Origin of the sequence: Paraburkholderia sp. C35 (genome assembly GCF_003121405.1) — a bacterium.
Lineage (GTDB): Bacteria > Pseudomonadota > Gammaproteobacteria > Burkholderiales > Burkholderiaceae > Paraburkholderia.
On sequence record NZ_QBUY01000002.1, the window covers coordinates 244,517 to 267,378 of the forward strand.

17 protein-coding genes and 1 pseudogene are annotated in these 22,862 nt (G+C 58.8%); 8 read left to right on the top strand and 10 right to left on the bottom strand.

Going from position 1 to position 22,862, the window contains the following annotated elements:
• Positions 1-3: 3 nt before the first annotated feature.
• Positions 4-1,104 (bottom strand): polyamine ABC transporter substrate-binding protein, encoded by a 1,101-nt coding sequence (locus DK391_RS02280; RefSeq protein WP_109476351.1) that lies wholly within the window; start codon positions 1,102-1,104, stop codon positions 4-6.
• Between the two features lie 41 nt (positions 1,105-1,145).
• On the bottom strand, positions 1,146-2,123 hold the full coding sequence (gene speB, locus DK391_RS02285) for an agmatinase (protein WP_239482676.1): 978 nt from the start codon (positions 2,121-2,123) through the stop codon (positions 1,146-1,148).
• Positions 2,124-2,302: 179 nt separating this feature from the next.
• On the opposite strand from speB, the gene DK391_RS02290 reads away from it, so the two are divergent.
• Positions 2,303-3,190, top strand: coding sequence for a LysR substrate-binding domain-containing protein (locus DK391_RS02290; RefSeq protein WP_162600648.1), 888 nt, complete (start codon positions 2,303-2,305; stop codon positions 3,188-3,190).
• A gap of 76 nt (positions 3,191-3,266) precedes the next feature.
• Here DK391_RS02290 and DK391_RS02295 read toward each other — a convergent pair whose 3' ends face one another.
• From DK391_RS02295 to DK391_RS44070, 3 genes are all read right to left on the bottom strand, one after another.
• Entirely contained in the window at positions 3,267-5,237 is a 1,971-nt protein-coding gene (locus DK391_RS02295) for a lytic transglycosylase domain-containing protein (RefSeq protein WP_109476353.1), read from the bottom strand.
• Positions 5,238-5,439: 202 nt separating this feature from the next.
• Positions 5,440-6,135 carry an oxidoreductase gene (locus DK391_RS02300; RefSeq protein WP_109476354.1) on the bottom strand — a complete coding sequence of 232 codons (696 nt, stop codon included), beginning with the start codon at positions 6,133-6,135 and terminating at the stop codon, positions 5,440-5,442.
• Between the two features lie 253 nt (positions 6,136-6,388).
• A complete protein-coding gene (locus DK391_RS44070; RefSeq protein WP_162600649.1) occupies positions 6,389-7,447 on the bottom strand; it encodes a hypothetical protein in 1,059 nt (352 codons plus the stop codon).
• 278 nt (positions 7,448-7,725) lie between these two features.
• On the opposite strand from DK391_RS44070, the gene DK391_RS02310 reads away from it, so the two are divergent.
• A complete protein-coding gene (locus DK391_RS02310) occupies positions 7,726-8,178 on the top strand; it encodes a hypothetical protein (protein WP_162600650.1) in 453 nt (150 codons plus the stop codon).
• Positions 8,179-8,221: 43 nt separating this feature from the next.
• On the opposite strand, the gene DK391_RS02315 is transcribed toward DK391_RS02310, so the two are convergent.
• Together DK391_RS02315 and DK391_RS02320 are read right to left on the bottom strand one after the other, a co-directional pair.
• Positions 8,222-8,689, bottom strand: a complete 468-nt coding sequence (locus DK391_RS02315; protein WP_109476357.1) for a nuclear transport factor 2 family protein — start codon at positions 8,687-8,689, stop codon at positions 8,222-8,224.
• Between the two features lie 380 nt (positions 8,690-9,069).
• On the bottom strand, positions 9,070-9,936 hold the full coding sequence (locus DK391_RS02320) for an HPP family protein (protein WP_239482677.1): 867 nt from the start codon (positions 9,934-9,936) through the stop codon (positions 9,070-9,072).
• 253 nt (positions 9,937-10,189) lie between these two features.
• Here DK391_RS02320 and DK391_RS02325 point away from each other — a divergent pair, with 253 nt between their 5' ends.
• Together DK391_RS02325 and DK391_RS02330 are read left to right on the top strand one after the other, a co-directional pair.
• Positions 10,190-11,062, top strand: a complete 873-nt coding sequence (locus tag DK391_RS02325; protein ID WP_109476359.1) for a LysR family transcriptional regulator — start codon at positions 10,190-10,192, stop codon at positions 11,060-11,062.
• 323 nt (positions 11,063-11,385) lie between these two features.
• Positions 11,386-13,005 (top strand): annotated as a pseudogene (locus DK391_RS02330) (DUF2957 domain-containing protein).
• Positions 13,006-13,263: 258 nt separating this feature from the next.
• Here DK391_RS02330 and DK391_RS02335 read toward each other — a convergent pair.
• Complete coding sequence (locus DK391_RS02335) at positions 13,264-14,142, bottom strand: hypothetical protein (protein WP_109476360.1); 879 nt, start codon at positions 14,140-14,142, stop codon at positions 13,264-13,266.
• Between the two features lie 768 nt (positions 14,143-14,910).
• Between DK391_RS02335 and DK391_RS02345 the strand changes: the two genes are divergently transcribed.
• Together DK391_RS02345 and DK391_RS02350 are read left to right on the top strand one after the other, a co-directional pair.
• Positions 14,911-15,729 (top strand): alpha/beta hydrolase, encoded by an 819-nt coding sequence (locus DK391_RS02345; protein WP_109476362.1) that lies wholly within the window; start codon positions 14,911-14,913, stop codon positions 15,727-15,729.
• Positions 15,730-16,120: 391 nt separating this feature from the next.
• Complete coding sequence (locus DK391_RS02350; RefSeq protein WP_109476363.1) at positions 16,121-16,435, top strand: helicase; 315 nt, start codon at positions 16,121-16,123, stop codon at positions 16,433-16,435.
• 509 nt (positions 16,436-16,944) lie between these two features.
• On the opposite strand, the gene DK391_RS02355 is transcribed toward DK391_RS02350, so the two are convergent.
• A complete protein-coding gene (locus DK391_RS02355; protein ID WP_109476364.1) occupies positions 16,945-17,937 on the bottom strand; it encodes a LysR family transcriptional regulator in 993 nt (330 codons plus the stop codon).
• A 200-nt stretch (positions 17,938-18,137) separates the two neighbouring features.
• Here DK391_RS02355 and DK391_RS02360 point away from each other — a divergent pair, with 200 nt between their 5' ends.
• Entirely contained in the window at positions 18,138-19,490 is a 1,353-nt protein-coding gene (locus tag DK391_RS02360; protein WP_109476365.1) for an MFS transporter, read from the top strand.
• A 25-nt stretch (positions 19,491-19,515) separates the two neighbouring features.
• Positions 19,516-20,910, top strand: a complete 1,395-nt coding sequence (locus tag DK391_RS02365) for a lyase family protein (protein WP_162600651.1) — start codon at positions 19,516-19,518, stop codon at positions 20,908-20,910.
• 740 nt (positions 20,911-21,650) lie between these two features.
• Here the strand turns inward: DK391_RS02365 and DK391_RS02370 are convergent.
• The gene (locus DK391_RS02370; protein WP_109476367.1) at positions 21,651-22,664 is read right to left on the bottom strand and encodes an IS110 family transposase; all 1,014 of its coding nucleotides are present in this window, start codon (positions 22,662-22,664) and stop codon (positions 21,651-21,653) included.
• Between the last annotated feature and the right edge of the window lie 198 nt (positions 22,665-22,862).

Below are 22,862 nucleotides of genomic sequence, written 5' to 3' on the forward strand. Positions count from 1 at the left end.
CCTTTATCCTCCCGACTTCAACTGCGCCCACAGTCTGCTCTCCAGCCGCTTGATCGCCGTCGGCAGTGGTTTGAGCAGGAACAGCGTTTCCAGTACCGACTGTGGCGGATACACGGTCGCGTCGTTCAGGATTTCAGGGCGCACGAACTTGCGCGCAGCCGCATCGGCATTCGGATAGAACACCTCATTGGTGATGGCCGCATGCACTTCGGGCTGTTCGATATAGTTGATCCACTGGAGTGCGGCTTGCGGGTGCGGCGCATCTTTCGGGATTGCCATCATGTCGAACCACACCGGCGCGCCACCGGCAGGGATGAAGTATTTGATCTCGTAAGGCTTGTTGGCTTCACGCGCGCGATGACTCGCCATCGACACATCGCCCGACCAGCTTAATGCAAAGCAGATGTCATTGCCGGCGAGGTCGTTGATATAGGTGGTTGCGTTGAACTGCGTGATGTAAGGGCGAATCTTTTTCAGCGTATCGAATGCGGCCTGATAGTCGGCCGGATTCTCACTGTTCGGATTTTTGCCGAGGTAGTGAAGCGTGAGCGCGAACACATCGGCGGGCGCATCGAGTACGGATACGCCACAACTCTTCAGCTTGCTCAGGTACTCGGGTTCGAAGAGGATGTCCCAACTGTCTAGCGGCGCATCGTTGCCAAGGACCTTCCTGACGCTCGTGACGTTGTAGCCGAGTCCTGTCGTACCCCACGCCCAGGGCACTGCGTATTGATTGCCGGGGTCGGCATCGGCGACCAGTTTCAGCAGGTTGCGGTCCAGATTGATCAGGTTCGGCAGTTTCGATTTGTCCAGCTTCTGATAGATGCCCGCTTCAATCTGTTTGGCAAGAAAATTCGAAGTCGGCACGACGACGTCGTAACCCGTCGATCCCGTCAGCAGTTTTGCCTGCAAGGTTTCGTCACCGTCATAGACGTCGTAGCGCACGTGAACACCCGACTCCTTTTCGAAATTCGGCACGGTGTCTTTCGCGATGTAGTCGGCCCAGTTATACAGATTCAGCAGCTTTTCTTCGGCCTGCGCATTCGCGCCGAACGCAGCAACCAGCAACACTGCCAGCGTCGGCTTCTTGATGATGTGGGACATGATGGTTACCCGGAAAGGTTTCGACAAAGCCTGCGATGGTCTTACGTGCGCTGATGACGTTGAAGTTTCTGGTTGCGCATCAAACACAGCATGTCGACGGCAAGATGTGCGGCAGCGAGCGCGGTGACGTCGCTGTGATCGTAAGGCGGCGACACTTCCACTACGTCCGCACCCACCAGATTGACCGGGCCTAGCGCGCGAACGATCTCGAGTGCCTGTGCCGAACTGAGGCCACCCGCTACGGGTGTGCCCGTGCCCGGCGCGCAGGATGGATCGAGGCAGTCGATATCGAAAGTCAGGTAAGTCGGCGCATCGCCCACAATGGCCAGTACTTCGTCGATGGTCGCCTGCGTGCCGTTTCGATGCACCCACGGCGCATCCAGAATCCGTACGCCCATGAAGTCGTCGTTCCATGTGCGAATGCCGATCTGCACCGAACGTGCGGGATCGATGAGCCCTTCGCGAATCGCCTTATAAAACATCGTGCCGTGATTCAACGAGTCGGGGTTGTCATCCGGCCATGTGTCGCAATGCGCGTCGAAGTGAATCAGGCTCAGCGGCTTGCCGTACTTTTCCGCGTGTGCGATGAGCAGCGGGTAGGTCACGTAGTGGTCGCCGCCCAGCGTCAGCATGCGCGTGTTCGTTGCGAGAATGCCGCGCGCGTGGGCGATGATCGCGTCGCGAATGCCGAGGGGATTGTGGGCGTCGAACCAGCAGTCACCGTAGTCGACCACGTTCAGATGATCGAATGGGTCGATACCCCACGGAAACGCGCCGAGCTCCGCCAACAGCGCCGACGCGGCGCGCACGCCGGCAGGACCGAAACGCGTGCCGGGGCGGAACGTCGTGGCGAGGTCGAGTGGAATACCGGATACGGCGACATCAACGCCGGTGAGATTGCGTGTGTACGGCCGGCGCATGAAGGAGAGCACGCCCGCGTATGTCGGCGGAGTAGGTTGTCCGTCGATGCCTGCTGCCGCGGTTGGCGTGAGGTGAGAGGGCGCGAGATTCTGGGTCATACAGATTGGTCCGGTCAGTTTTAACGGACACCGTCATACAAATATTTCTCATGTCTGCACTGTGGGCAGATCAGGTATGCGCGGCGACTGGCTGTATGATTGCCGGTGAAAACTCCGGCGAAAAGCGAAAGATCTTGCTGGAAGTATCGATATTTCTAATATCTTCTGACTGTGATCCGATGCGTCGACTTCCTCCTTTGCAGGCCCTGCTCGCCTTCGACGCGGCCGCGCGGCTCGGCAGCTTCACGCGCGCAGCACAAGAACTTGCACTGACGCAATCGGCGATCAGTCATCAGATCCTGCAACTCGAGGAATGGACGGGACAACCGCTGTTTCGCCGGATCGGGCGGGGTGTGGCATTGACGGCAGCCGGCGCGCTCTATGCGCAGACCGTGACGGATGCGCTGGCCACACTCGCTGACGGTCGTGACCGTATCGAGCCGTATGGCAATCCTGAATCGGTCATCGTCGTATGCGACGCGGAGTTCGCAGCGGGCTGGCTCATGCCGCGCATGCGTGCGTTTTTTCAGGCGCTGCCGAACATCGAGTGCTGGCTCGTGACGGGCGAAAAGGTCAATGAGATCGACCGCGTCGATGTCGATCTCGTCGTTTCCCCGCGAGAGATCCGCACGCCTGACGTGGTGTGTGAGCTTTTTCTCGAAGAGGAGGCCGTCGCCATCTGTGGGTGCGAGACTGCGCGCCGTTTGCGCTCGACGCCGTTTCCCGAGGTATTGACGCAGGCGCCGTTGCTGATTCATGAGGCGCGCCCGGAGTGGGCGCCGTGGCTGCCCGAGTTAAGGCGGAACGGCCTGAAAATCCGCCGTGCGATGACCGTTAGCGATCCGCGCTTTCTGGTCGCGGCGGCCGAGCAGGACGCGGGGATTGCGATGGTGTCGCGTCTGAATGCAGGTGAGGCACTAGCGAGCGGGCGTGTGGAAGTCTTGCCGCAGGTGCCGGGTTTCGAGCTTGCACCGCTATGGTTGATGCGCTCGGCACAGCCGGCGCGCTCCGCAGCGGTGGATGCGGTGTATGAATGGATGCCGGGGCTGCGCGGAAGTGAGGGTTGAGGCTTGCCCCCGTGTCGTCGTCGTCGGGTGGCGCTGCCTGCACCATGCGATCCGCAGATCAGCGGTGCAGGCGATGTCATCGAGGCGCGATCTGGCCAAGCCGCTCCGTCAGCGATTGCGGGTGGCCATCGAACAACGCCGCGTAGTAGACCGTATTCGACAGTACATTCTTGACGTAGTCGCGGGTTTCGTTGAACGGGATGGTCTCCGCGAAAATCGCGCCTTCCACCGGACGCGGCAGGGTAGCCTGCCACTTGCGCGGGCGGCCTGGCCCGGCATTGTAGCCGGCCGTCGCGAGCACGGCAGAACGGGCAAGCTGGTTGTAGATCATCGACAGATAGTACGTGCCGAGCAGGATGTTCGTGTCGATGTCATTCATTCTTGCCCGCGAGATCGAGCCGAGCCCGATCTTCTTCGCGACCATCGAGGCCGTGTCCGGCATCACCTGCATCAGGCCGCCCGCGCCAACTTCCGAGCGCGCACTGATGATGAAGCGCGACTCCTGGCGAATGAGGCCGTACGCCCATCCGATATCGAACCCGGTGGACTGCGTATCGCGTTCGACGATCGCGCGAAATGGCGCCAGGTAGCGCAGCGAAAAATCATGTTCCGTCTGCGTCCTGTCGGCGGTGCTCACGGCGCGGTCATAAAGCTCGATGCGGCGCGCGTACTCGGCGACAGCGAGCAGTTGCCGGTCGGTCATGCCGCGCAGCTGCCAGTTCCACTCACGGTTGCCTTCCGTACGCAGGTGTAGCGCGTAAAAACGTTTCGCGAGTTCGAAGCCGGGTGTCCGGCTGGCCTGTTCGACTTCTTCGTCCGTCACCCTGGTCTGCGGCGGGATTACGATCTGCTGGCCGAGCGCCTCGGAGGCCAGTTGACCATAGAAGGTGTAGGTGCCCGCGATCGTGCGGAATGCCTGGTCGGCTGCCGCCACTTCGTTGCTCTGCTTCAACGCGCGCGCGTACCAGTAGACCCATGCCGGCTGTGCGCGCAGCGCGGCTGGCATCTGTTCGATCGACCAGCGCACCATGGTCCAATCGCCGACCAGCAGCGCGCTGCGCGTGCGCCACTCATAGGCCTGAGTCGACAGGGGCGCGTTCGCCGACAGCCGGTACCAGTTCACCGCGCCCGGTATCTGCTTGAGTACCGCCTGATAGGAAATCGTGCCCCAGCCGATAGCGCGTTCCGCCAGCGTAAGCGACGGTGCGACGACGGTGAAGGCGGCCTCGGCGGCCTCCGGATCGCCGACCGCCAACTGTGTGATGGCGAGCAGCGCGAGTTGATGGGACGCCGCATCAAGCTGGACGCCTTTCGCAAGAAACAGGCGTGGCTGGCTCGTCGCCTGCTGGAGGAGCAGCGGATCCGGACGCGCTGCGCCGAGTGCGTCGACCAGTTTGCCGCCCGTCGTCGTCGCGCCCTGTTCATAGGCCTGGCGAATCAGTTGCCAGACATCGTCCGACGTGAACTGCTGGTTTCGGTTGAGCGCGGTGATCAGATCGACGCAGCCGTCACCGTGCCACTTCGGCTCGACGAGCAGTGCTCGCGCCGCATCGGCCACGTTTTCACCTCGCGACGCACGGGACTCGAGCGCGTAGCACTTCACCTGCGTGTCGTCGTCCAGGACGAACTTTGCATATTGCGAATCGAAATTGGGCCAGTCGTGACGCGCCCCGAGCACGCGAAGGTAGTCGTTGCGCAGACGGTCGGCAATTGCCTGTCCGTCGTAGCGTTGCAGAAACGACAGAACCGGTGCGTCCGGTGCGTCGGCGTTCGCATGCCCCGCACCCGTGAACAGACGCGGCTTGATCTGGAAATAGCTGAGATAAGCGGGTGCCGGATAATTCGGAATCAGGTTTGCGAGGCGCGCGGCGCGAACGGGATCGTTGTCGCGTGCAGCGTCATGCAGCTTGATGAAAATCTGATCGTCGGTGGGTAACGAGGTGAGCGGCGCGGGACGTTTGGCTAGCGCTGCGCCAGACATAAACAATGTCGCGGCGACAAGGGCAAGGCCGAGCGTGTATGACACCCGGTGAAGTCGTGTGGACATCGCTGTTTTCTCGTTGATTCATTGCAGGACTCTGAGCGAGAGCTTAGGCTGCAATGCGGAGAAACGAAGCGTCGAAAAGCACTGGACTCAACCCGCAATTCGGACCTTTGCGGGTGGATGGGGGAGTGGATTGGTGTGGAGCGATGACCGGGGTTCGGCAAGGCGATCGAGACCGCGGAAGGTTCTCTGCTCCCGTTTTTCCTCACCGATCAGCGCTTCTTTGCCCGAGAATGATCTTTTGAATGTTTCGTTGATACACCCAATCACCTGCCAGTCGCTCGACAAGCTCCATGAAGGACGGAGGGCCGCTGCAGATTACTTGAGTGTTGGCCTGTGTCGGGCTCAAAGCATGTGAGATGGCGTTCGCAATCTCTTCGGTGTTTAAGCCAAATTTGTGGCGAATCCGGGCGCTCCCCTGCAAGTCGTCCAGTTCTTTTTTGAACACGGCGCGCTCGGGTGTTCGAGCGAAGTTGTAGATCTCAGGATATTGTCCAACTGCCGCGAGCCGATTTGCAGCGCCAGCTATAGCTATCACACCGACGCCGGCCGAGAAGAGGATATATCGCGGATTGCCGTCGGCTATCAAAGGTGTATCCCTTGGGGTTCCCACGCAAACCTCATCTCCCTTGTCCCATGAAAATTCCGAAGCCAGCGGTTCGGAGTGTCTTGCGGACGCTTGCCTGACTCCAAGAATGAACGCATCGTGACGCGAAGGGATACGCCATACAGGATGCGACCTGACGACGTCGCTCCGAGCGTGTCGGGCAAGGTCGACGACTGCACCGTTGTCAAAGGGTGGCAACTGAATGGCGTGTTTTGCCTGTATCTCAACGGCGTGATAATCCTCTGCAAGACGCCATTTTCTCGCCACGACGGCTGTGAACATACTGTCGCGCATGACTCCTCCGGTTTGGCCCCGATATGAATGGGAAAGTGCCGGTGTAGTCAACAAGATGCAGAATGACCCGGACATTTATTTTGTGTAGTCCGACTCAGGGTATGACGCGACCATGTAGCCGACAAGACGTGATGGGCGCATCCCTTGTATACGGCAATCGTGATATTCGTCGGGCAGTCTGAAGCGCGGGTTGAGCTCGGTCGCGTGGGACGTTACGAGGCGGCAGCTCAAGAAGCGCTTCTGTCACCGAAACCTAGTGCTTATAGAAGTCCATAATCCGCCGCCAATGCCGCTTGATGTTGCTGGCCTCCATTGATTGTTGATACCGCTGCATAGCGGCCTGTGTGGCCAATGCGGAGGCATTGGGGGCGTTGGCGTAGGTGCCGCTTGTATCCATCGCGAGGTCCATGAACTGTACAAACTCGCTTTGCGCACCGAATTCAGTTTTCCGGGTGTCCCATGCCCACTTGTAGTTAACGCCATCGAAATCATAGCTGTTGCTGTGATAGTCCGAGTATCTGAAGGCAAGCCAGCTTTCGAAAATGGGTTGCGGGATAAGTCCTTCGCGATAGTAAAGGTACTGCTCGTGCTGCAAGTTCCAGAGCTTGATAAACAGACTGTGCGCGCGACTTTTCACCTCGGCTGTTGGCAGAACCGGTTGTTGATTGGCTCCCTGATTAGCTTGCGCTGGAGCTTGAAGTCTGTGGGCCTCGCGAAGCTCGAACAGGCTACTGAAAATCTCCCCGTACGTTTTGTGACAGCTTGCAACGATGTTGACCCGTGCGATGCTCCAGTTCCTCCAGATAGTGAGTATCGACATCAGCGCTGAAAACGCGGAGACGAGGAGTGAGAGCAGGGCTAAAAAACTCGCGAATATCCACCCGTAGCTCTTCCCAAATTGCTCTTCGGCATCGACTGTCGGCGCGCTGGATGGAGACGGGGCAGATAAACCGGAAGTGCCGGTCGGAGTCGATGCAACCCATGCAGGGTTACTGGCTGGTCCGGGGTTGCTCGCCGCCGATACGGCGCTTGCGATGACAGCCTGCGATGCTGCAGATGCGGGTGCGCCAGCTATTGGCGCGCTGCTCATCGTGCCGGACGGAATTGGGGTGCTCGCTTGCTGACCAGGTGCCTGCGGTGCCGATGCCGTAGATGCGGGAATTTGAGCGGTCTGAGCCGATGCGGGCTGAAACAGGTTTGGAGTAACCAAAGCCGCAGCGACAAGTACAAGCTGACCTGGCAGCGTGAAGACCAGGTGGCGGCGCCGAGCCAAGGTCGATTCGACGCCAGGAACCTTCAACCACGATTCCATGCAGATCTCCCCGATGTGTTTGTCACGTGAGTTTCCGCTCCGGGCGGTCTCGGTGATTGGCTAAGGTTAGATGCAAACAGTTTCTCTGACTGAAATTGTGAGCGCGCTTGTTTGAGATCTTCGGCTTACGATAGATAGAGAAATTCAAAACTTCAATTTAATTCGCACGAACCGTCTATAACTGATGCCACCGCCTTTATCCTCATAGACGCGGAAGTCAGGCGTCTCCTGTTTTTCATCATATCAATACGTTCTGCAGTTTGCCCTGGGAGTATCAAATGGTTGCTACGACCTCACTTGCGAAAGCAGATTCGCTACAGCCGTGGCAATGGTGGGCAAGCTATCTCCGCGCCCTTGGAGGAGCATGGCCGGCATTGGATACGAGCTTCCAACAGCCTATCCTGCCAGGCTGGAGTTTCGCGGGTGTGGTTGTGAACGAGAACAATTCGAGTGCCCCCGCGATGGAGCATGCGATAGTTAGCCATCAGAGCTATGGTAAGCAGATTGGACGCATGATGGATGTTGTAGCGGCGCTCTCGAAGCTGTCATCTGTTGACAGAAATGTGTCTCCGTACAAGGAGTTTTTCGAGGTCGTTGACGACATCAAAGATATTAAAAAAGAGGCAGCCGATGCACGTTTCGAGAAGACATTGAAGGACCTCGAGGCCCTGAAGAAAGATGACAAGGATAAGTTTGAGCAATGCCTTCTGCGAGTAGCTGCGTTGAGGTGATCACCGCTCGGGTCTTTTCCACGCTGCCTCGCGTGCCAAGATCTCAATCCTTCGCAGGGTATGCGATGTAACGGATGATCTTCCAGCTACCATCAGGCTGGCGGCCGAATACATCGAGTCCGGTCTCATCGTTAGACTGCTGTTTGCCGTCGATGGTAACGGTCGACTTCCATATCAGGCGCACGATCGCGAGGTTAGCGGAGACAATGATCTCCTTGATTTGAAGGTCGTAATGCAGCGTTTGCGTATTGTCAGCCAGCGCACGATGCAAGCGGTCACAGAGCTCCGGGTAGGTTCGCTCCGGTGCATCATAGAAATCGTAGCGAAGATCCGGTGCGAAGAGGTCACATATGTGTGCTGCGCGTCGCGCGTTGAAGTCGGCGCGCCACTGATCAAGAGCATGGCGAATGTTGCTAGCGGGATCTTTGTCGACTGTCGCCGCATTGAGCGTGCAAGGAAGGGTGGCGAAGATGAATGCCGACGCGGCCACGTAGAGCATAAATCGATTCATTTTGGTTCCTCGCGTAGGAACGTCGAACAACGATTTAAGGTTTCATCGATCAACGGTGTGGCAATGTGCTACTGCCGGTTCTGAAACAGAACATACTACCGGCAGCATACTCACTTCACCCCAGGAAGGCATTTCACGTTGATCGTCAGACCGCGATCGGCCATCCGATTGTCAAAGACGAGCGCTCCTTCATCGGCCTCTTGCCGGCGTTGGATAATCGTCGCTGACGTGTTCGCAAACTACAACTGACCGGGCGTTCACTTCGTCGTAATCGCAAGCGCCATTTGTGACTACGCGTCTTCGACGCATACCGGGATTCCCATATCTATTCCTACGCTCCACGCCGGGCAACGACAAAGCAGTTTCATGGAAAACGCCCGCTATTGCGCGACCTGGCGACGACCTCCCGACGATTTCTCGAAGAGCAGGAAACTCGCTGTCAAGAGCGTACTGCCAATGCCGACCGCGAGCGGGAAATGCCAGTCGGCGTGCGTCATGACTTGCGGCAGGAGCCCTATGGCGAGTGCGGGAATTGCATGCAGGCGGGTCGCCCGCAGCATGACAACGCAGAACAGCATGACCAGTAACGTTGAGAACACGCCTGGACCCAATATCACCAGTGCAGCGACGCCCGCTGCCGCCGCGAGCGTGCATACCGCCGGCAACAACGCAGGCCGCTGAGCCCAGGGGCAGACGTCTGCATGCGCGAACATTTCAAAGGCAATAACGACTAGTGGTGGGAAAAACACCATTCGCATTCCCGTCGCCATCGAGAGCAGGTAGGCAGCGCCTAGAAACACTGCGAAAAACGGCACCCACCAAAACTGCTCGGGCAGTGATTCGATTTCGTCGTCGCCCCGATCGTTGGCGCTGGGCGCGGCGTGTGCGGCTTGTTTGTCGAAGAACCTCCGGTATGTCGAGGACAGGACGGCAAGCGCACCCGTGCCGAGCAGAATCGCAAGCGGATACAGCCAGCTTGTCTCGCCAAGCGAGAGCGCGAGAAAGCAGGCCGAGATGGCCGGCACGATGGGCGAGCGCATGAGTTTGAGAATGACCATCGCTCCCACGATGCAGATTGCAATGGACGCAGCGGAATACGGCAGATAACGCGTGACGAGCACTCCCAGCACGGCGGTCAGCGCCGGAGAGAGCGCGAGCATCCAGGGCGCACGGGCCCAGGTGCCGTGCGGACGGAGGAATACGTCGTAGGACAGTGCGGCCAATTCGGGAAAAAGCAGCAAAGCCATGCCGGTTGCCGAAGCGGCTCCTGCGACCCCACCCATGAAGCAGAGCGAGATGACCACGGCTGACACAATGCGGCGAGGTTCAGATATTTTCATGTAATGGATCTATGTCTTTCGCTGAGCCCGGTCGGCAAGTACAGCGGGAAATGCGCATTGGGGAATGGAGCTTGTCGACCGAAGTGATCTGTATGGTAGACACATCGGCTTCGTGCGAATATTCCCCATAACTGCACGGCATCCTGGAGAAAATGCACCGATGTTCGATTGGGAAAATATGCGTCATTTCCTCGCGGTCGCCCGCATTGGTACGTTTTCGGGGGCCGCGCGCAGCCTGAAAGTCGATCACGCGACGGTGAGCCGACGCCTGAGCGCGTTGGAGGATGAGATGAAGATCCGTCTCGTCGAGCGTTTTCCCCGATCCTGCAAGCTCACTCAAGCTGGCCAGCGAGTGTTCGAACTGGCGCAGAGCATGGAAGAGCGTGCCTACGCGATCGAGCGCTTCGTGGATGTCAGCAATTCTCCGCTCAGCGGCAAGGTCTCACTGAGCGCGCCGCCTGTATTGGTGGCCAGTTTTCTGGTGAAGCACCTGGCGGACTTCCGGATTGCACATCCAGCCGTGCAGTTGTCTGTTTCGGGCGAGCCACGGCAAGTTTCGCTGAGTCGGCGCGAAGCCGACATCGCCCTGCGGCTGGTTCGTCCAAAGGAAGCGAATACGGTGGTACGAAAGCTCGGGCGTATGTCATTTGACCTGTACGCAAGCAAGGACTATCCGCATCTGCGCAATCCCGCTGCCTGGGAGTTCATCGCCTACGACGCCGGATTCGCGGACCGGCCACAGCAGGCCTGGTTGAAGAACGTCGCAAGCGGGCGGCCTATTGCATGCGAAATCGGCGACATCACGGGTCACCTCGCAGCGGCTCAGGCAGGCGCCGGCGTGGCTGGCCTGCCGTGCTTCGTGGCGGACACTGACCCGAATCTGCGGCGGGTCACTTACGAGGGCGAACGATTTGCACGAGACATCTGGATGGCCGTGCATCGGGATTTGCGCCGTTTGCCGCAAGTACGGGCAGTCATGGACTTTCTGCTAAAAATCATCGCGGAAAACGTCGCGTTTTCAACTAGCGCTTAGAAAGCGTTTCGGATTTCGAGTTGGCTCAGTGTTCATCGCGCTCGATCCGTAGTGAGAGAGAACCATCGGGGCCGATGCATCTTTGGAAAATAGGGTGCATGCGCATCGAATCTCGTCGAACGGTGGCAACGGATCGGTTGCAGACGTCCGTCGCTGTTTTCACGATGTCGGCATTTTCCCTAGCCAAAATCAGGCTACAGGATCGAATCGTATCTGCCGATAAACGGATGTCACCGGAACGTGTGACGCGGTGAAAAAAGCGATCGGCACGCGCAATCACTCGAAAATCTACGATGTCTCAAGAATGCCGAGAGGGAAATAGCATGTTTGGCGATATCAAGATTCGGGCTGCGCTGATCAGCAGTTTCGTGCTCGCTGTACCGTTTTTTGCTGGCTGTGGCGGCGAGACCGGTCACCCGACCAGCGTCACGCAAACCCCATCGTGTACGGGCGGCAGTTGCCCTGTTAGCAGTCCAGTGCCGGCGTCGACGCCGACTGTCCCCGTCGTTAAGCTCTGTCCTGATACGCTGGATTATTCGACCACGTTCACAGGCGGCTCGAGCAGCGGCGAGTACGTGAAAGTACAGTTCGATTCGACGAATCTCACGTATCAAATGCAGTTTGTGATGTCTTCGATTCCGACCAGCTCGGGTCAGGTCAACACAACGCGCGCAGGCCAGACGATCACAGGGACTTTCCACCACGCAACGACTCTGGCGACTGCGGAGCAGAACCGCTGCGCCTTTGTTATCGACAGCGGCTCGTCAGCGGGTAATGCCTATAGCGTCACGATCAATCCGGTGGATCCGCCGGTTCTGTTTGTAGGCAACGGCGTTGTGAATGGGGGAATTCCTGGTGCGACGATCAGCTTTCCGGGTGTGGCGCTGCTAGGCAATCTTGGCGCTGTCCCGACGCGCACGTTCGACTCATTCTCGTTTATCGGTTTCACGGATACGGAAACTGATTTCACGAAGGTCGCTGGCAGCTATAACGAGCTCGGATTGCATCTCTCGCCAACAGGCACGTCGTACCAGACAGCGACACCACAAGGCTGGCAGCCCGACGTTATCAACTGGAGCGAGACATTGAACACAGACGGTTCGTGTTCAATCACGTCTGGTAGCGATTATTCATGTCGAACCACGGGCACGCCCTGGGCGTTGCGTACGAATGCCGACAGCACACCGGATAACGTGTTTGTGAGCAACCCGACATCGTCTGGTTCACCTTACCCGAGCGCGGGACAGGGGCAGCCTATCGTGTTGCTCGCGCCCAGCCAGGCTCGAGGCATCATGATCGTCGGCAGGTTGAGTGGCGCGTTGATACCCGTGATCGTTCGGGTGGGGCAAGCTTTTGTACCTGCCGCCGTTTCTGATCTGCTGAACACGGTGGCTGACTCGGAGATTGGAATGTCGATTCTGGCGCCAGCGACAACGCAGACCAATAACTCGCTCGCTGGGGTCTTTATTGGCTCGACAAGCGCTTCTGCGTGCGCGGTCGTTGCAAACAACGGGTATTGAGCGGCACCTGCTGTTGGTGATGTGAGCTTCAACGCTTCGTTGCCACATCCGAATCTGCCGGGTGTGTATAGCGGAACGTTTTTCGAACCCACTGCCGGCAACTGCCTGGATGGTACAGCTACGTCTACACCAGCAGCGAACTATACGGCTGCACAGTTCAACGGTGCGACGCTCGCTTTTATCAATCCGCAGACGGCGTTGGGTACGACTACGTTCTCGCTCGACTACACCCAAACCGTCCCCGGTCTGATTGGAGTGACTGCTCTTCAAGACTTCGATGCCAGCAATAACGGCACGCCGGTAGCCATTTTTCACGCAGCCGATACGGGTTGGGTCATGAAGGTCGGAGGCGTCTATGCGATGGTCATGAACAACAGTGCATTCAATCCGTTTTTTACGGTTGGCGCGTTCGTACAGCAATGATTCGTCTGCGACGTCGTTTCCAAGGTGCGACCTTCGGGTCACGTTCCTCGCGTTTAGGGACGCTCATCATCAAACCCTGACTGCTCCGATCCAAATCAGGTTGGAGCATCAGGTCTTGCTGCCGGAAGTTCTGACAGATACGAAGCGTGTGGGCGTGTTGTACAGCAACTGGACGCTTCGTTGCGGCCACAACCCGCCGTTCACGTGCGTCGTCGGTCGGACCTTCAGGCGTCGGCTTTGCTCCGGCAGTACGCATGATCACGGAATCGTCCCCCAGCCGTGAACCTTCATCGAGTCGACGTCCGCACCGTGGTCCAGTCCTTCCCAGATTTTCTTGTGCGTGTAATTCCACTTGAACTTGATCAGCGCGTTGATGATCGGGATGTCGGGGCGGGCATAATCGACCGTGCCATAGACCTGATAATAAAAGTCCCAAGAGGCGCCATTCGGGATACCAACGATCGTGCAGCCGCCGGCAAATACAGCCTGCCCGGCTTGAAAGACTGGTCCCTGGGTGCGGCCCTGATTCCGCTTGGCGCGCTCGGCGACGCCGCCGGCACCGTAGTAGGTCTGCTTTTCGCAATCTGCGTGGTTGTTCAGAACGACACCGTGAACGGCATAGTCGGCAACCGCGTCCTGATGCAACTGGTCCAGAACGCCCAGCGCCAAGAGCGTTTGCACGTCGCAGTCGGCGCCCGCCCCCGCCGAGTGCGCGTGGGTGTTCGCGTGATAGACCATCAGATCGGTGCTACCGGCGATTGTGTCAACGAAGAACTTGCAACCGGTCAATGTGTCGGTGACGAACAGGTTGACGCCCGCGGGCGCCGGGCAGGGGAGGCGGACCGACGTGATCTCGTCGTCGAAGTACTTGAGGAAGATAGTGTTACCTGCGCCGACGGCCGCCGTGCCCGACAGACGGTTCCGCGCGTCGGTTGTCGTGGCGGCCGCGATGGTCAGGGTGTTGCGCGCGAGGTTGGTCGGGTAGATCGTATGCAGGTTGCGATAGCGTGTTACGACCGTCGGCACAGCTGGAGCCGGCACTGCCACCGGCGGCACGGCCGCGTTCACCGCCGCGGGGACCTGAAAGTTACCAACGACATAGGGCTTGTGTTTAATCGAATGACTGGTGACCGGCATGTCTCGACTCCGTGGGCTTTGGGTGCGTCAAGCGTTGCTCCGCACAGGAGCGGAGGCGACAGGAAACGTATTTGATAGTAGACGCTGCAAGCGTGTGGCGAGACGGCTCCCCGCAATAAAGCTGGAGTGCGGCTGTTTGTTTGCTAACGGCTGCGCATAGGCTTGCTGTGACGGCCGACTTCAGAAAGCGGTGGCTGGCAAAGCGGCGCGCGATCATCAGCGAGCGTCGAATTAGCGGGATCAGCGAAGAGCAGAATGGAGCCAGCATGGCCACGTGGAATCTGGCGCCGCAGCCTGCTCGACCAACGTGCATGATTCGCCTGGTCATTCGAGGCAGGCGTGAGGCGCGATAGGCCACGGCACATCCGCCCCTCAGTCATCTAAAGACTCCCCAATTTACACACAGGATCCACCCGCCCGGGTGTACCCTAGACCTCCCAGGGGAATCAACCCAGATGTCCGTGGCGCAGACACCGTCCCTTCGGCGCCAGTTCAGATACCTCATCCCTGCAATGGCTGCTGCGGTCACCGTATTCCGGGTGCTCGCTCATAGGCCGATTCTTGTACTCGATGCTTTCAAGCGGCAGGAGCAAGCGCATCGCGCCGAGGGACATGTAGAGACCCATCGCAGCGTTGTCAGCGCGCGCCCCGCTCGCGCGTTTTCAGATGCGCATTCTGAATACAACTTCGAGAGAAGCCACTGGCAGCATTCTCGATGCCTTGCGGAGCACCAACACTTCAATCGGTTTCTTATAGGAGGTACCAGCGATGCCTACGATTACCACTCCGGACGGCGTAGAGATCTTCTACAAGGACTGGGGGACCGGTCAGCCGATCGTCTTCAGCCATGGCTGGCCCCTGTCGGCCGACGACTGGGACGCGCAGATGATGTTTTTCCTTCTCCACGGCTACCGGGTGATCGCCCATGACCGGCGTGGGCATGGTCGGTCCGAGCAAGTCGGCACTGGCAACGACATGGATCACTGGGTCGCCGACCTCGCTGCACTGACCGAACACCTCGGCGTCCGCGACGCGATCCACATTGGGCACTCCACCGGCGGCGGCGAGGTGGCCCGCTACGTCGCTCGCCACCAGGAGCGAGTCGCCAAGGCAGTGCTGGTGGCCTCGTTGACCCCGAACATGGTGAAAACCGATACGAACCCTGCAGGTCAGCCGCCGGAGTGGTTCGACGCGGTCAAGTCGGGCGTGCTTGGCAACCGGTCCGAGTTTTATCGGGCAGTTCCGGAGGGTCCGTTCTATGGATTCAACCGTGCGGGCGCCAAGCCGTCTGAGGCGGTGATCGCGAACTGGTGGCGCCAGGGGATGGCCGGCAGCGCCCAGGCCCACTATGAAACCGTATTCTCCTGGCTGGAGGACTACACCGAAGATCTGAAGAAGATCACTGTGCCGGTACTGGTCATGCATGGCGAAGACGACCAGATCGTCCCGTTCGCGAGTTCGGTGCCCCGCGCGGTCGACCTGCTGGCGAACGGTGTGCTAAAGACGTACTCTGGCTTCCCGCACGGCATGCTGACCACCCACGCAGACGTCCTCAACCCCGACCTTCTCGAGTTCATCAAATCCTGACGGGACGCCAGCCCGAACCAGAACCAGGCAATTCGTATGGCGCGCTCCACGGGTGCGCCACTCGATCTACGTGTCCGCTTAGGGGCGACTTCGGAAGTTGGCGAGCGGTGCAGTGGTACGCGATCAGTCCACTATCCGCCACTCATCGAGCGGGAAACCTGCCGATGGAACGACCGCTAAACTCGAGAAGCCGGACAGAGATGCTACTCACCCAAAGGCGGATTTGCGGACTGTATCGGCAGCGAGAAAGAGATGGGCAGCTTACTTCACAGTGCAGCAAGCTGCGTTGCTTTCGATTGACGATGAATGAACGGGGCAGTAGGGTTGATGGTCGGGAGATGATCAAATACACCGACTGTTAAAATGGCGCCCTTTTTCCTGGGAGAGGCAAATGTCGTGGTTCATCTATGAAGTGCCCGAATACAACGAAGACGGGGCGCGCATCGAACCCTTCAGCGACCTGCGTATCCGGGTCGTGCAAGTAAGTGGGCAGGCAATGGCAGACGAGCTCGAAAGCGTTCGCGACAACGCCGTCAAGGCAGTGGACACAGCGAAGCATCCACTGCGCGCTACAGACAATCCTCACGTCTTCCCGATCCCTTATTCTGATTCCATGATCTTGGTCGGATTCATCTTCGAGTTGAAGCGCGAGTCCCGACAATTGGTGGTGTCACCCGTGGAGATGCCGTGGCTGGAAGACGCATAGAATGCGAGGCAATCGACTCGGCCCTCAACCGTATCGAAAAACTGTCCGGCTGACGGAGTCGTCTTGGGTCAGTGACCGCGACCGGGCGCACCCGCAGTGCTGCCAATGGAGCAAGGCGACAGTTTGAACTGGTAGTGACGCCTAAGGTTAGCCTCACTCAACCACTCGTTGCGACACCTCTGCGAAGTTCTCTCCATTGGCGCCTGCTAACCTATGGGGTCGGCTGAAATCGGACCCGCTGCAGCCGTTTGCCGCGCAATTGCCAGTGTCCGGAGTACCCCCGTTGAGAGTCGTTCACTCGCGTTGTGACTCCGACATTCAGACGTCGGCTCCATTCCGGAAGCGGCCATCTAATCGGCCAACCTGAAGCACGCTCTACCGGGTGTTACCTCAATATATTGGTTCCGAGAGGCAGCGCATGAAAGGGTGATGTTGAAGCGGCTCTACATCAATTCGCAAACGGGCCCGTTTCGAACTTTCTTCTACATCTGTTAAGTGGTTGCTCCGGCTCACGTGTCCTGCGCCTGTTGCGCGCTAAAATCGATTGCGCCATCGGGCACATAAGCACGCAGCCGCGGATAGGTTGCCAGCAAATTCATTAGCGAGTCACGCACCTTGTCGACAAGCGCATCCGCGAGTCGCATGTGTTCGCCGCGCCGCGTGACAAGAAAAATCGAGCGGGTGGAATTGCCGTGTTCGATCGGAATCAGATCGATCGTATCGACGAAGCGCGTCCCCGTCTGCAACAGACAGGTCGGCGTGGTAATTGCCCAGCCGAGCCCTTGCGAAACGAGCAGCGTCAGCGTGTCCGCATGATCGACTTCCAGCTTGCGCGGCGGATCGATCGCGTTGTATCTCAGCACGCGTTCGACTCGCACGCCGAGCGTGGACGAATGGCTGTAGCGGATGAACGGGAGCGAGTCCGCGAGTGTCTGCAATGTCGTCGGCACCTCGTCGTTATTCTGTGCGTGCTTTGTGATTGCAATAAAGTTCTCGCGATAGAGAAATCGATGCTCAAACTCGGGATGATCGGGAAATGCATGGGTCGAAATGATCAGATCGACTTCGCGGTTCGTCAATGCATCTTCCTGTGCGGTCGCCATGCCGATCTGCACCGATAGCCCGCTGGTGCGTTCAAGCAGCCACTTGATCAACGACGGCCCGATAGCATTCGCGACGGAATCGATCACACCGATGCGCAGATAAGCGCCTTCGCTTTCCGACGCACTGATCGCGCGAGCCTTCAATTGACGGGCCATCGCGATCAGCGGCTCGGCGTTGTGCGACATATACACGCCGGCGGAGGTGAGCGCGAGCGGGCGCCGTGAACGATCCACCAGCACCAGTCCAAGCGATTGCTCCAGCTGCGCGAGCGCTTGCGACACCGCGGGCTGGCTAACACCCAGCACGGCCGCCGCACCGGACATGCTGCCCGTCGACGCAATGGTCAGGAAGATGTCCAGTTGATAGAGATCGACAGGGCGATCGCCTGACCGGCTCATGACATGCGCCCAAGCGGCAGACGCCTGCGAACACTCGCGCAGTCGCCCAGCCTTCGACGGCGTGACGCGGTCTTATCGGCATTTTGCGGAATGTGCATAAGAATTCCTTATTTGAAGGCGTTTGCTTCGTGAGACGCATGCCTGAAATCTAGAATGGCCGTCACCTGGCGACATACAAACTATCCAAAGGAGACCGTCATATGACCCCTTCCAGCGATGCCATTCTAGCCGGTCGTAGCGCATCTGCGCACGACCCGGTTGCGTTCGAGGACGCGCCGCTCACGCCGTTCCATCTACGTGTCACCCTGGCTGGAACGGGAGGCCAGTTCAGCGATGGTTTCGTGCTCGGCATTGTTGGCATTACACTGACGATCGCCACACCGCAACTGCATCTGAACGCTTTCTGGCTCGGCATTCTCGGCGCCGCGTCGCTGGCGGGCCTGTTCGCCGGCAGTCTGTTCGCGGGCCCTGTAGTCGACCGGTTCGGGCGACGCGGGTTATTCAACTACGACATGCTGCTGTTCGCCGTGATCTCGCTCGCGCAGTTCTGGGTGACGAGTCCGACGCAACTATTGGTGCTGCGCCTGCTACTGGGGGTGACGCTCGGGTTCGACTACGTGGTCAGCAAGGCGCTTGTTGTCGAATATTCGCCACGCCGCATGCGTGGGCGGCTGTTGAGCTGGCTGGCTATCGCCTGGGCGCTCGGCTATGCGAGTGCTTATGTGATCGGTTATCTGCTGAAGGATCAAGGCCCGGATGTGTGGCGTCTGATGTTGCTGTCCAGCGCGATTCCGTCGGCCGTCGTGTTCCTGATTCGTGTTCGCGTGCCCGAATCGCCGTTGTGGCTGCAAAGAAAGGGTCGTGCCGCCGAGGCACAGGCGCTGATTGCGAAACATATCGGTCCGCAAGTGACGCTCGCACCGCTCGCGGAAGGCGCATTGAAGCCTACGGGCGGTTCGAAGATCGCGAGCCTTTTCTCGAAGACATGGCGCACGCGGCTGTTCATCGCATGTTTCTTTTACATGTGCCTCGTGATTCCGTATTTCTCGCTCGGCACCTTCTCGCCGATGGTGTTCGGCTCGCTGCATATCGCCGACAAGTTTACGGCAGGGCTGATCTACAACGTGTTTCTGCTGGTCGGCACAATCGGCGGCGCGCTCGTGGTGGACCGGATCAACCGGCGTACTTTCCTGCTGACGGGCTTCTTTTTGTCAGCCGTCGTACTCGCCGTGCTGTCATTCGGTACGAAGTTACCAGGCGCGTTGATCGTCGCGCTTTTTGCGGTCTTCGCCTGCGTGCTGAGTGGCGCGAACAACCTGTGCTTCCTGTACCCGCAAGAACTTTTCTCCACCGAAATGCGTGCGACCGCGCTCGGTCTGGCCGTTGCCGCGAGCCGGATCGGTTCTGCATTGACCACCTTTCTGTTTCCGACCATCGTCGCGACCTACGGCGGTCAGGCGGCTGTGTATCTGTGTGTCGTGGTGCTGCTGGTCGGCGGCGTCTGCTGCGCGATCTGGGCGCCCGAAACCCGCCATGACTCGCTGGCTGGCTGATCGTTGAATGGATTTGAATCGACTCATGCAACCTTATCGAATCGAAATCGATGCGCTCGGCGAGTGCCGCGTGCCTGCCGATGCGTTATATGGCATTCACACGCTGCGCGGCCAGCAGAACTTTCCGTACTCGGGCGAGACCCTTTCGCAGTACTCGCGCTTCGTCGCGTGGCTGGCCCGGACCAAGCTTGCCGTTGCGCGTGTGAACACACGTCACGACAAGTTGACGCGGGAGCAGGGCGCCTCTATCGAGAAGGCCTGTCTGGAACTGGTCGACGGTCAACCTCGCGAAGCACTGATCGTCGATCCACTCGAAGGCTCGTGCGGCACGTCGATCAACATGAACATCAACGAAGTCCTTGCCAACCGCGCGTTACAGTTGCTGGGACGTGTACCCGGCGAATACGCGTTTCTCGACCCGCTGGACCACGTCAATCTGGGGCAGTCGACGAGCGATGTCGTGCTGACGGCAGTCAAGCTCACATTGCTGGAAGAGGTTGAGGCACTGGCTGTGACGCTTGAAAAGCTTGGCGCGTCGTTGCGCAACAAGCAGCATGAATTCGACGGCATGCTAAGGATCGCACGAACCTGTTTGCAGGATGCCTTGCCGATGCGGCTCGGACAGGCATTCGGTGGATACGCTGGCGTTGTCGAACGTAGCGTGGCGTCGCTGCGCGCGCAGTTGCAACCCATGCGTACGCTATGTCTTGGCGCGACAGCGGTTGGCACCGGGCTTGGCACCTATCCCGGCTACCGGGCCGAAGTGACGGCCGAGTTGTCGGAACTGGCAAACACGCCGCTCGAGCAGGCTGACGACCTGTTCGACGCAGTACAGAATATGGACGAGTTCGCCACGCTCGCAAGCACCGTCAAGACGGTCGCGCTTTCCATCGCCAAGATCGCAAACGATATTGTTCTGCTCTCTTCGGGACCGCACGGCGGTATAGCGGAACTCACGGTTTCGCCGCAACAGGCGGGTTCGTCGATGATGCCGGGCAAAGTCAACCCGGTGCATGCAATGGGTTTCACACAGATCGCGTACGTGGCGGCGGGCGCAGAACAAAGCGTGATGCTCGCGTGTGCGGGTGGCCAGCTCGAGACCAACAACTACATGCCACTGATCGCGGTGTCGCTGTTCAAAGCGATCGACATGGTGCAGCGAGCCGCCGATCTCTTCGATGAGCGCGTGGTGCGTCCACTGAAGGCGAATCAGGCTGCGAGTGAGCGCCATCTGCTCGAATCGACAGCCATCGCGCCTGTGGTGAAAGCGAAGGTTGGCTATGTTCGCGCTGCGGCACTGGTCAAGAAGGCAGCGGATTCTGGGCAATCGCTGCTGGAAGTGGTGATCAATAACGGCGTGGCAAGCAGGGAGGAAATGCTTGAGTTGTTACGACGGAGTAGCCGACATCCTGATGAATAGCTCGCTGCGACGTGTAAGAGGACCGCTATCCTGTAGAGGCCTGCTAGGGTGTACCTGCTGCGGTTTCCTCTCCGCGCACACTTATCAGGCGCTCGTGCGTGTTGGTATCCGGCACAAGTTCTGATTGTGCTCGACGGAAGGTGCTTCGGTCACGAACGGCGACGCATTGCTGGTCTTCGAGCGAGGTCTTTCTCTTGCGGTCAGCGTCGACTGCACAATGCGGAAGTCGGCCGGAACTCGCCGATCTCGTTATCCGCGATGCAATCAGCTCTTCCGATGAGCTTTCGAATTCGGCCATGAACGGACGGTCGACACGGACACTTGGATCGTTGACACCCATTAGCGGACCCGGTGTCAAGCGAGCAAACAATCCCCTCGACCAGGTGAGCGGCCGATGCCGATTCTACTGATCGAAGGCAGTAGCCAATCGCACCCGTTTCTTCGCTTCATGGCTGCGACGGATCGCGCCAGACACCCATCAGGATCAAGCGATCGGCGTGCAGCAGCTGCCTGTCGCCCTGGTGGCTCTGCCACCCCAGAAGAACTTTGGTGCCGCAACGCGTCCATCGGGTTCGCACAATACTCGTGGTTGCCAAACGTCCGGCACCAATCCAAGGCTGGCTCGTGTTGCAGGCGATCCGCTTTGCTGCACTTCGGGGACGGCGGCACGACATCCCATTCAATCTCGGTGGCTTTTGGCCCAGTCAACGATGAGGGCTTGCCGGTCGCCGTCGTAACGCTTATGCGAAGCAGCGAGTTACATCAAATGGTTTTCGCTCCTTCAGCATGTGGAAACACGCGCGGGCCAGCTTGTGAGCCAGGGCCTTGCGGGCGAGCACTGAATTCGTCCTCGCTTTCTTGCGTTCGTAGAACCGCCGGGCTTCGGTGCTAAAGTGCATCGCGAAGTTGGCCGCCTCGATGAATGCCCAGCACAGGTATGGATTTCCATTCCTGGTATTGCCTTGGCCCTTTTTCTTGCCGTTGCTCATGCGCTGGCTGTCCACGCACCGCGCGTAGGAAGCGAAGTTGCCAGCGTTGGCGAAACGCTCGATGGTTCCGGTTTCGAGCATGATCACGGTAGCAAGCGTCTGGCCGATGCCGGGCACCGTGGTCAGCAAGACATAGTCGGGATGTCGCGCGACTTCCTTCTGGAGACGCCTTTCCACGATAGCAATCTGTTCGCGAAGCGTCGTGATGACCGCGACGTTCGCGCGGACCGCGAGCGCCACATTGTCGGGCAGGCCCATCTGATTGACAGCGTGTTCGTCGAGTCGCTTGACCTGATTACTTGTGATTCGCGTGCCATACTGACGCGCTGTAATGTTCTCGACGGCGAGAATGTGACTGGTGCAGCTGCGTACCAGCTGCATGCGCTTGCGCGCCAGGTCTCGTACCTCACGGAGCCTCGCCGGCAGGATGGTGCCCACCGGAAGGATCCCCAGGCGTAGCAGGTGGGCCAGGTAGCGCGCGTCGGTCTCGTCGCCGCTATGTTTGAGCCCGTCGTATTTTTTGATCGCGGTGGTGTTGGCGAGATGAACCACGTAGCCGGCCGTCTGCAGGCCGTCGACAAGCCAGTACCAGTTGAACGTGGATTCGACCACGACGCCGGCCATCCCGGCTCGCCATGGGGCAAGGAACGCCAGGATCTTCGCCAGGTCGTTCGGCAGGCGTTTTTCGGCGACCACGCGGTCCGTTTCGTCGATCACGCTCACCACGCTATTGTTCGAATGCAGGTCAATGCCGCTATAGTTCATGATGACCTCCTTCTGGTTAAAGCTGTTTCGGCAAACTCACTTTAACCCCGTCGCCCGGCAGGGCGACGGCAGGAGGTCCGCTAGATGATTTTCAATCGACGTGTGAACGGCAAGCAATTTACTTCGTGGATTGGATTTCAGACCATAATGTGTGGAAAATATAAATGTCTCTGATTGACGATTTTCTGCCTCATTATG

Bases quoted from the DNA above. Each gene is read 5' to 3' on its own strand.
- DK391_RS02280 (WP_109476351.1), bottom strand. From the start codon at position 1,104: ATGTCCCACATCATCAAGAAGCCGACGCTGGCAGTGTTGCTGGTTGCT.
- speB (WP_239482676.1), bottom strand. From the start codon at position 2,123: ATGACCCAGAATCTCGCGCCCTCTCACCTCACGCCAACCGCGGCAGCA.
- DK391_RS02290 (WP_162600648.1), top strand. From the start codon at position 2,303: ATGCGTCGACTTCCTCCTTTGCAGGCCCTGCTCGCCTTCGACGCGGCC.
- DK391_RS02295 (WP_109476353.1), bottom strand. From the start codon at position 5,237: ATGTCCACACGACTTCACCGGGTGTCATACACGCTCGGCCTTGCCCTT.
- DK391_RS02300 (WP_109476354.1), bottom strand. From the start codon at position 6,135: ATGCGCGACAGTATGTTCACAGCCGTCGTGGCGAGAAAATGGCGTCTT.
- DK391_RS44070 (WP_162600649.1), bottom strand. From the start codon at position 7,447: ATGGAATCGTGGTTGAAGGTTCCTGGCGTCGAATCGACCTTGGCTCGG.
- DK391_RS02310 (WP_162600650.1), top strand. From the start codon at position 7,726: ATGGTTGCTACGACCTCACTTGCGAAAGCAGATTCGCTACAGCCGTGG.
- DK391_RS02315 (WP_109476357.1), bottom strand. From the start codon at position 8,689: ATGAATCGATTTATGCTCTACGTGGCCGCGTCGGCATTCATCTTCGCC.
- DK391_RS02320 (WP_239482677.1), bottom strand. From the start codon at position 9,936: ATGGCTTTGCTGCTTTTTCCCGAATTGGCCGCACTGTCCTACGACGTA.
- DK391_RS02325 (WP_109476359.1), top strand. From the start codon at position 10,190: ATGTTCGATTGGGAAAATATGCGTCATTTCCTCGCGGTCGCCCGCATT.
- DK391_RS02335 (WP_109476360.1), bottom strand. From the start codon at position 14,142: ATGCCGGTCACCAGTCATTCGATTAAACACAAGCCCTATGTCGTTGGT.
- DK391_RS02345 (WP_109476362.1), top strand. From the start codon at position 14,911: ATGCCTACGATTACCACTCCGGACGGCGTAGAGATCTTCTACAAGGAC.
- DK391_RS02350 (WP_109476363.1), top strand. From the start codon at position 16,121: ATGTCGTGGTTCATCTATGAAGTGCCCGAATACAACGAAGACGGGGCG.
- DK391_RS02355 (WP_109476364.1), bottom strand. From the start codon at position 17,937: ATGAGCCGGTCAGGCGATCGCCCTGTCGATCTCTATCAACTGGACATC.
- DK391_RS02360 (WP_109476365.1), top strand. From the start codon at position 18,138: ATGACCCCTTCCAGCGATGCCATTCTAGCCGGTCGTAGCGCATCTGCG.
- DK391_RS02365 (WP_162600651.1), top strand. From the start codon at position 19,516: ATGCAACCTTATCGAATCGAAATCGATGCGCTCGGCGAGTGCCGCGTG.
- DK391_RS02370 (WP_109476367.1), bottom strand. From the start codon at position 22,664: ATGAACTATAGCGGCATTGACCTGCATTCGAACAATAGCGTGGTGAGC.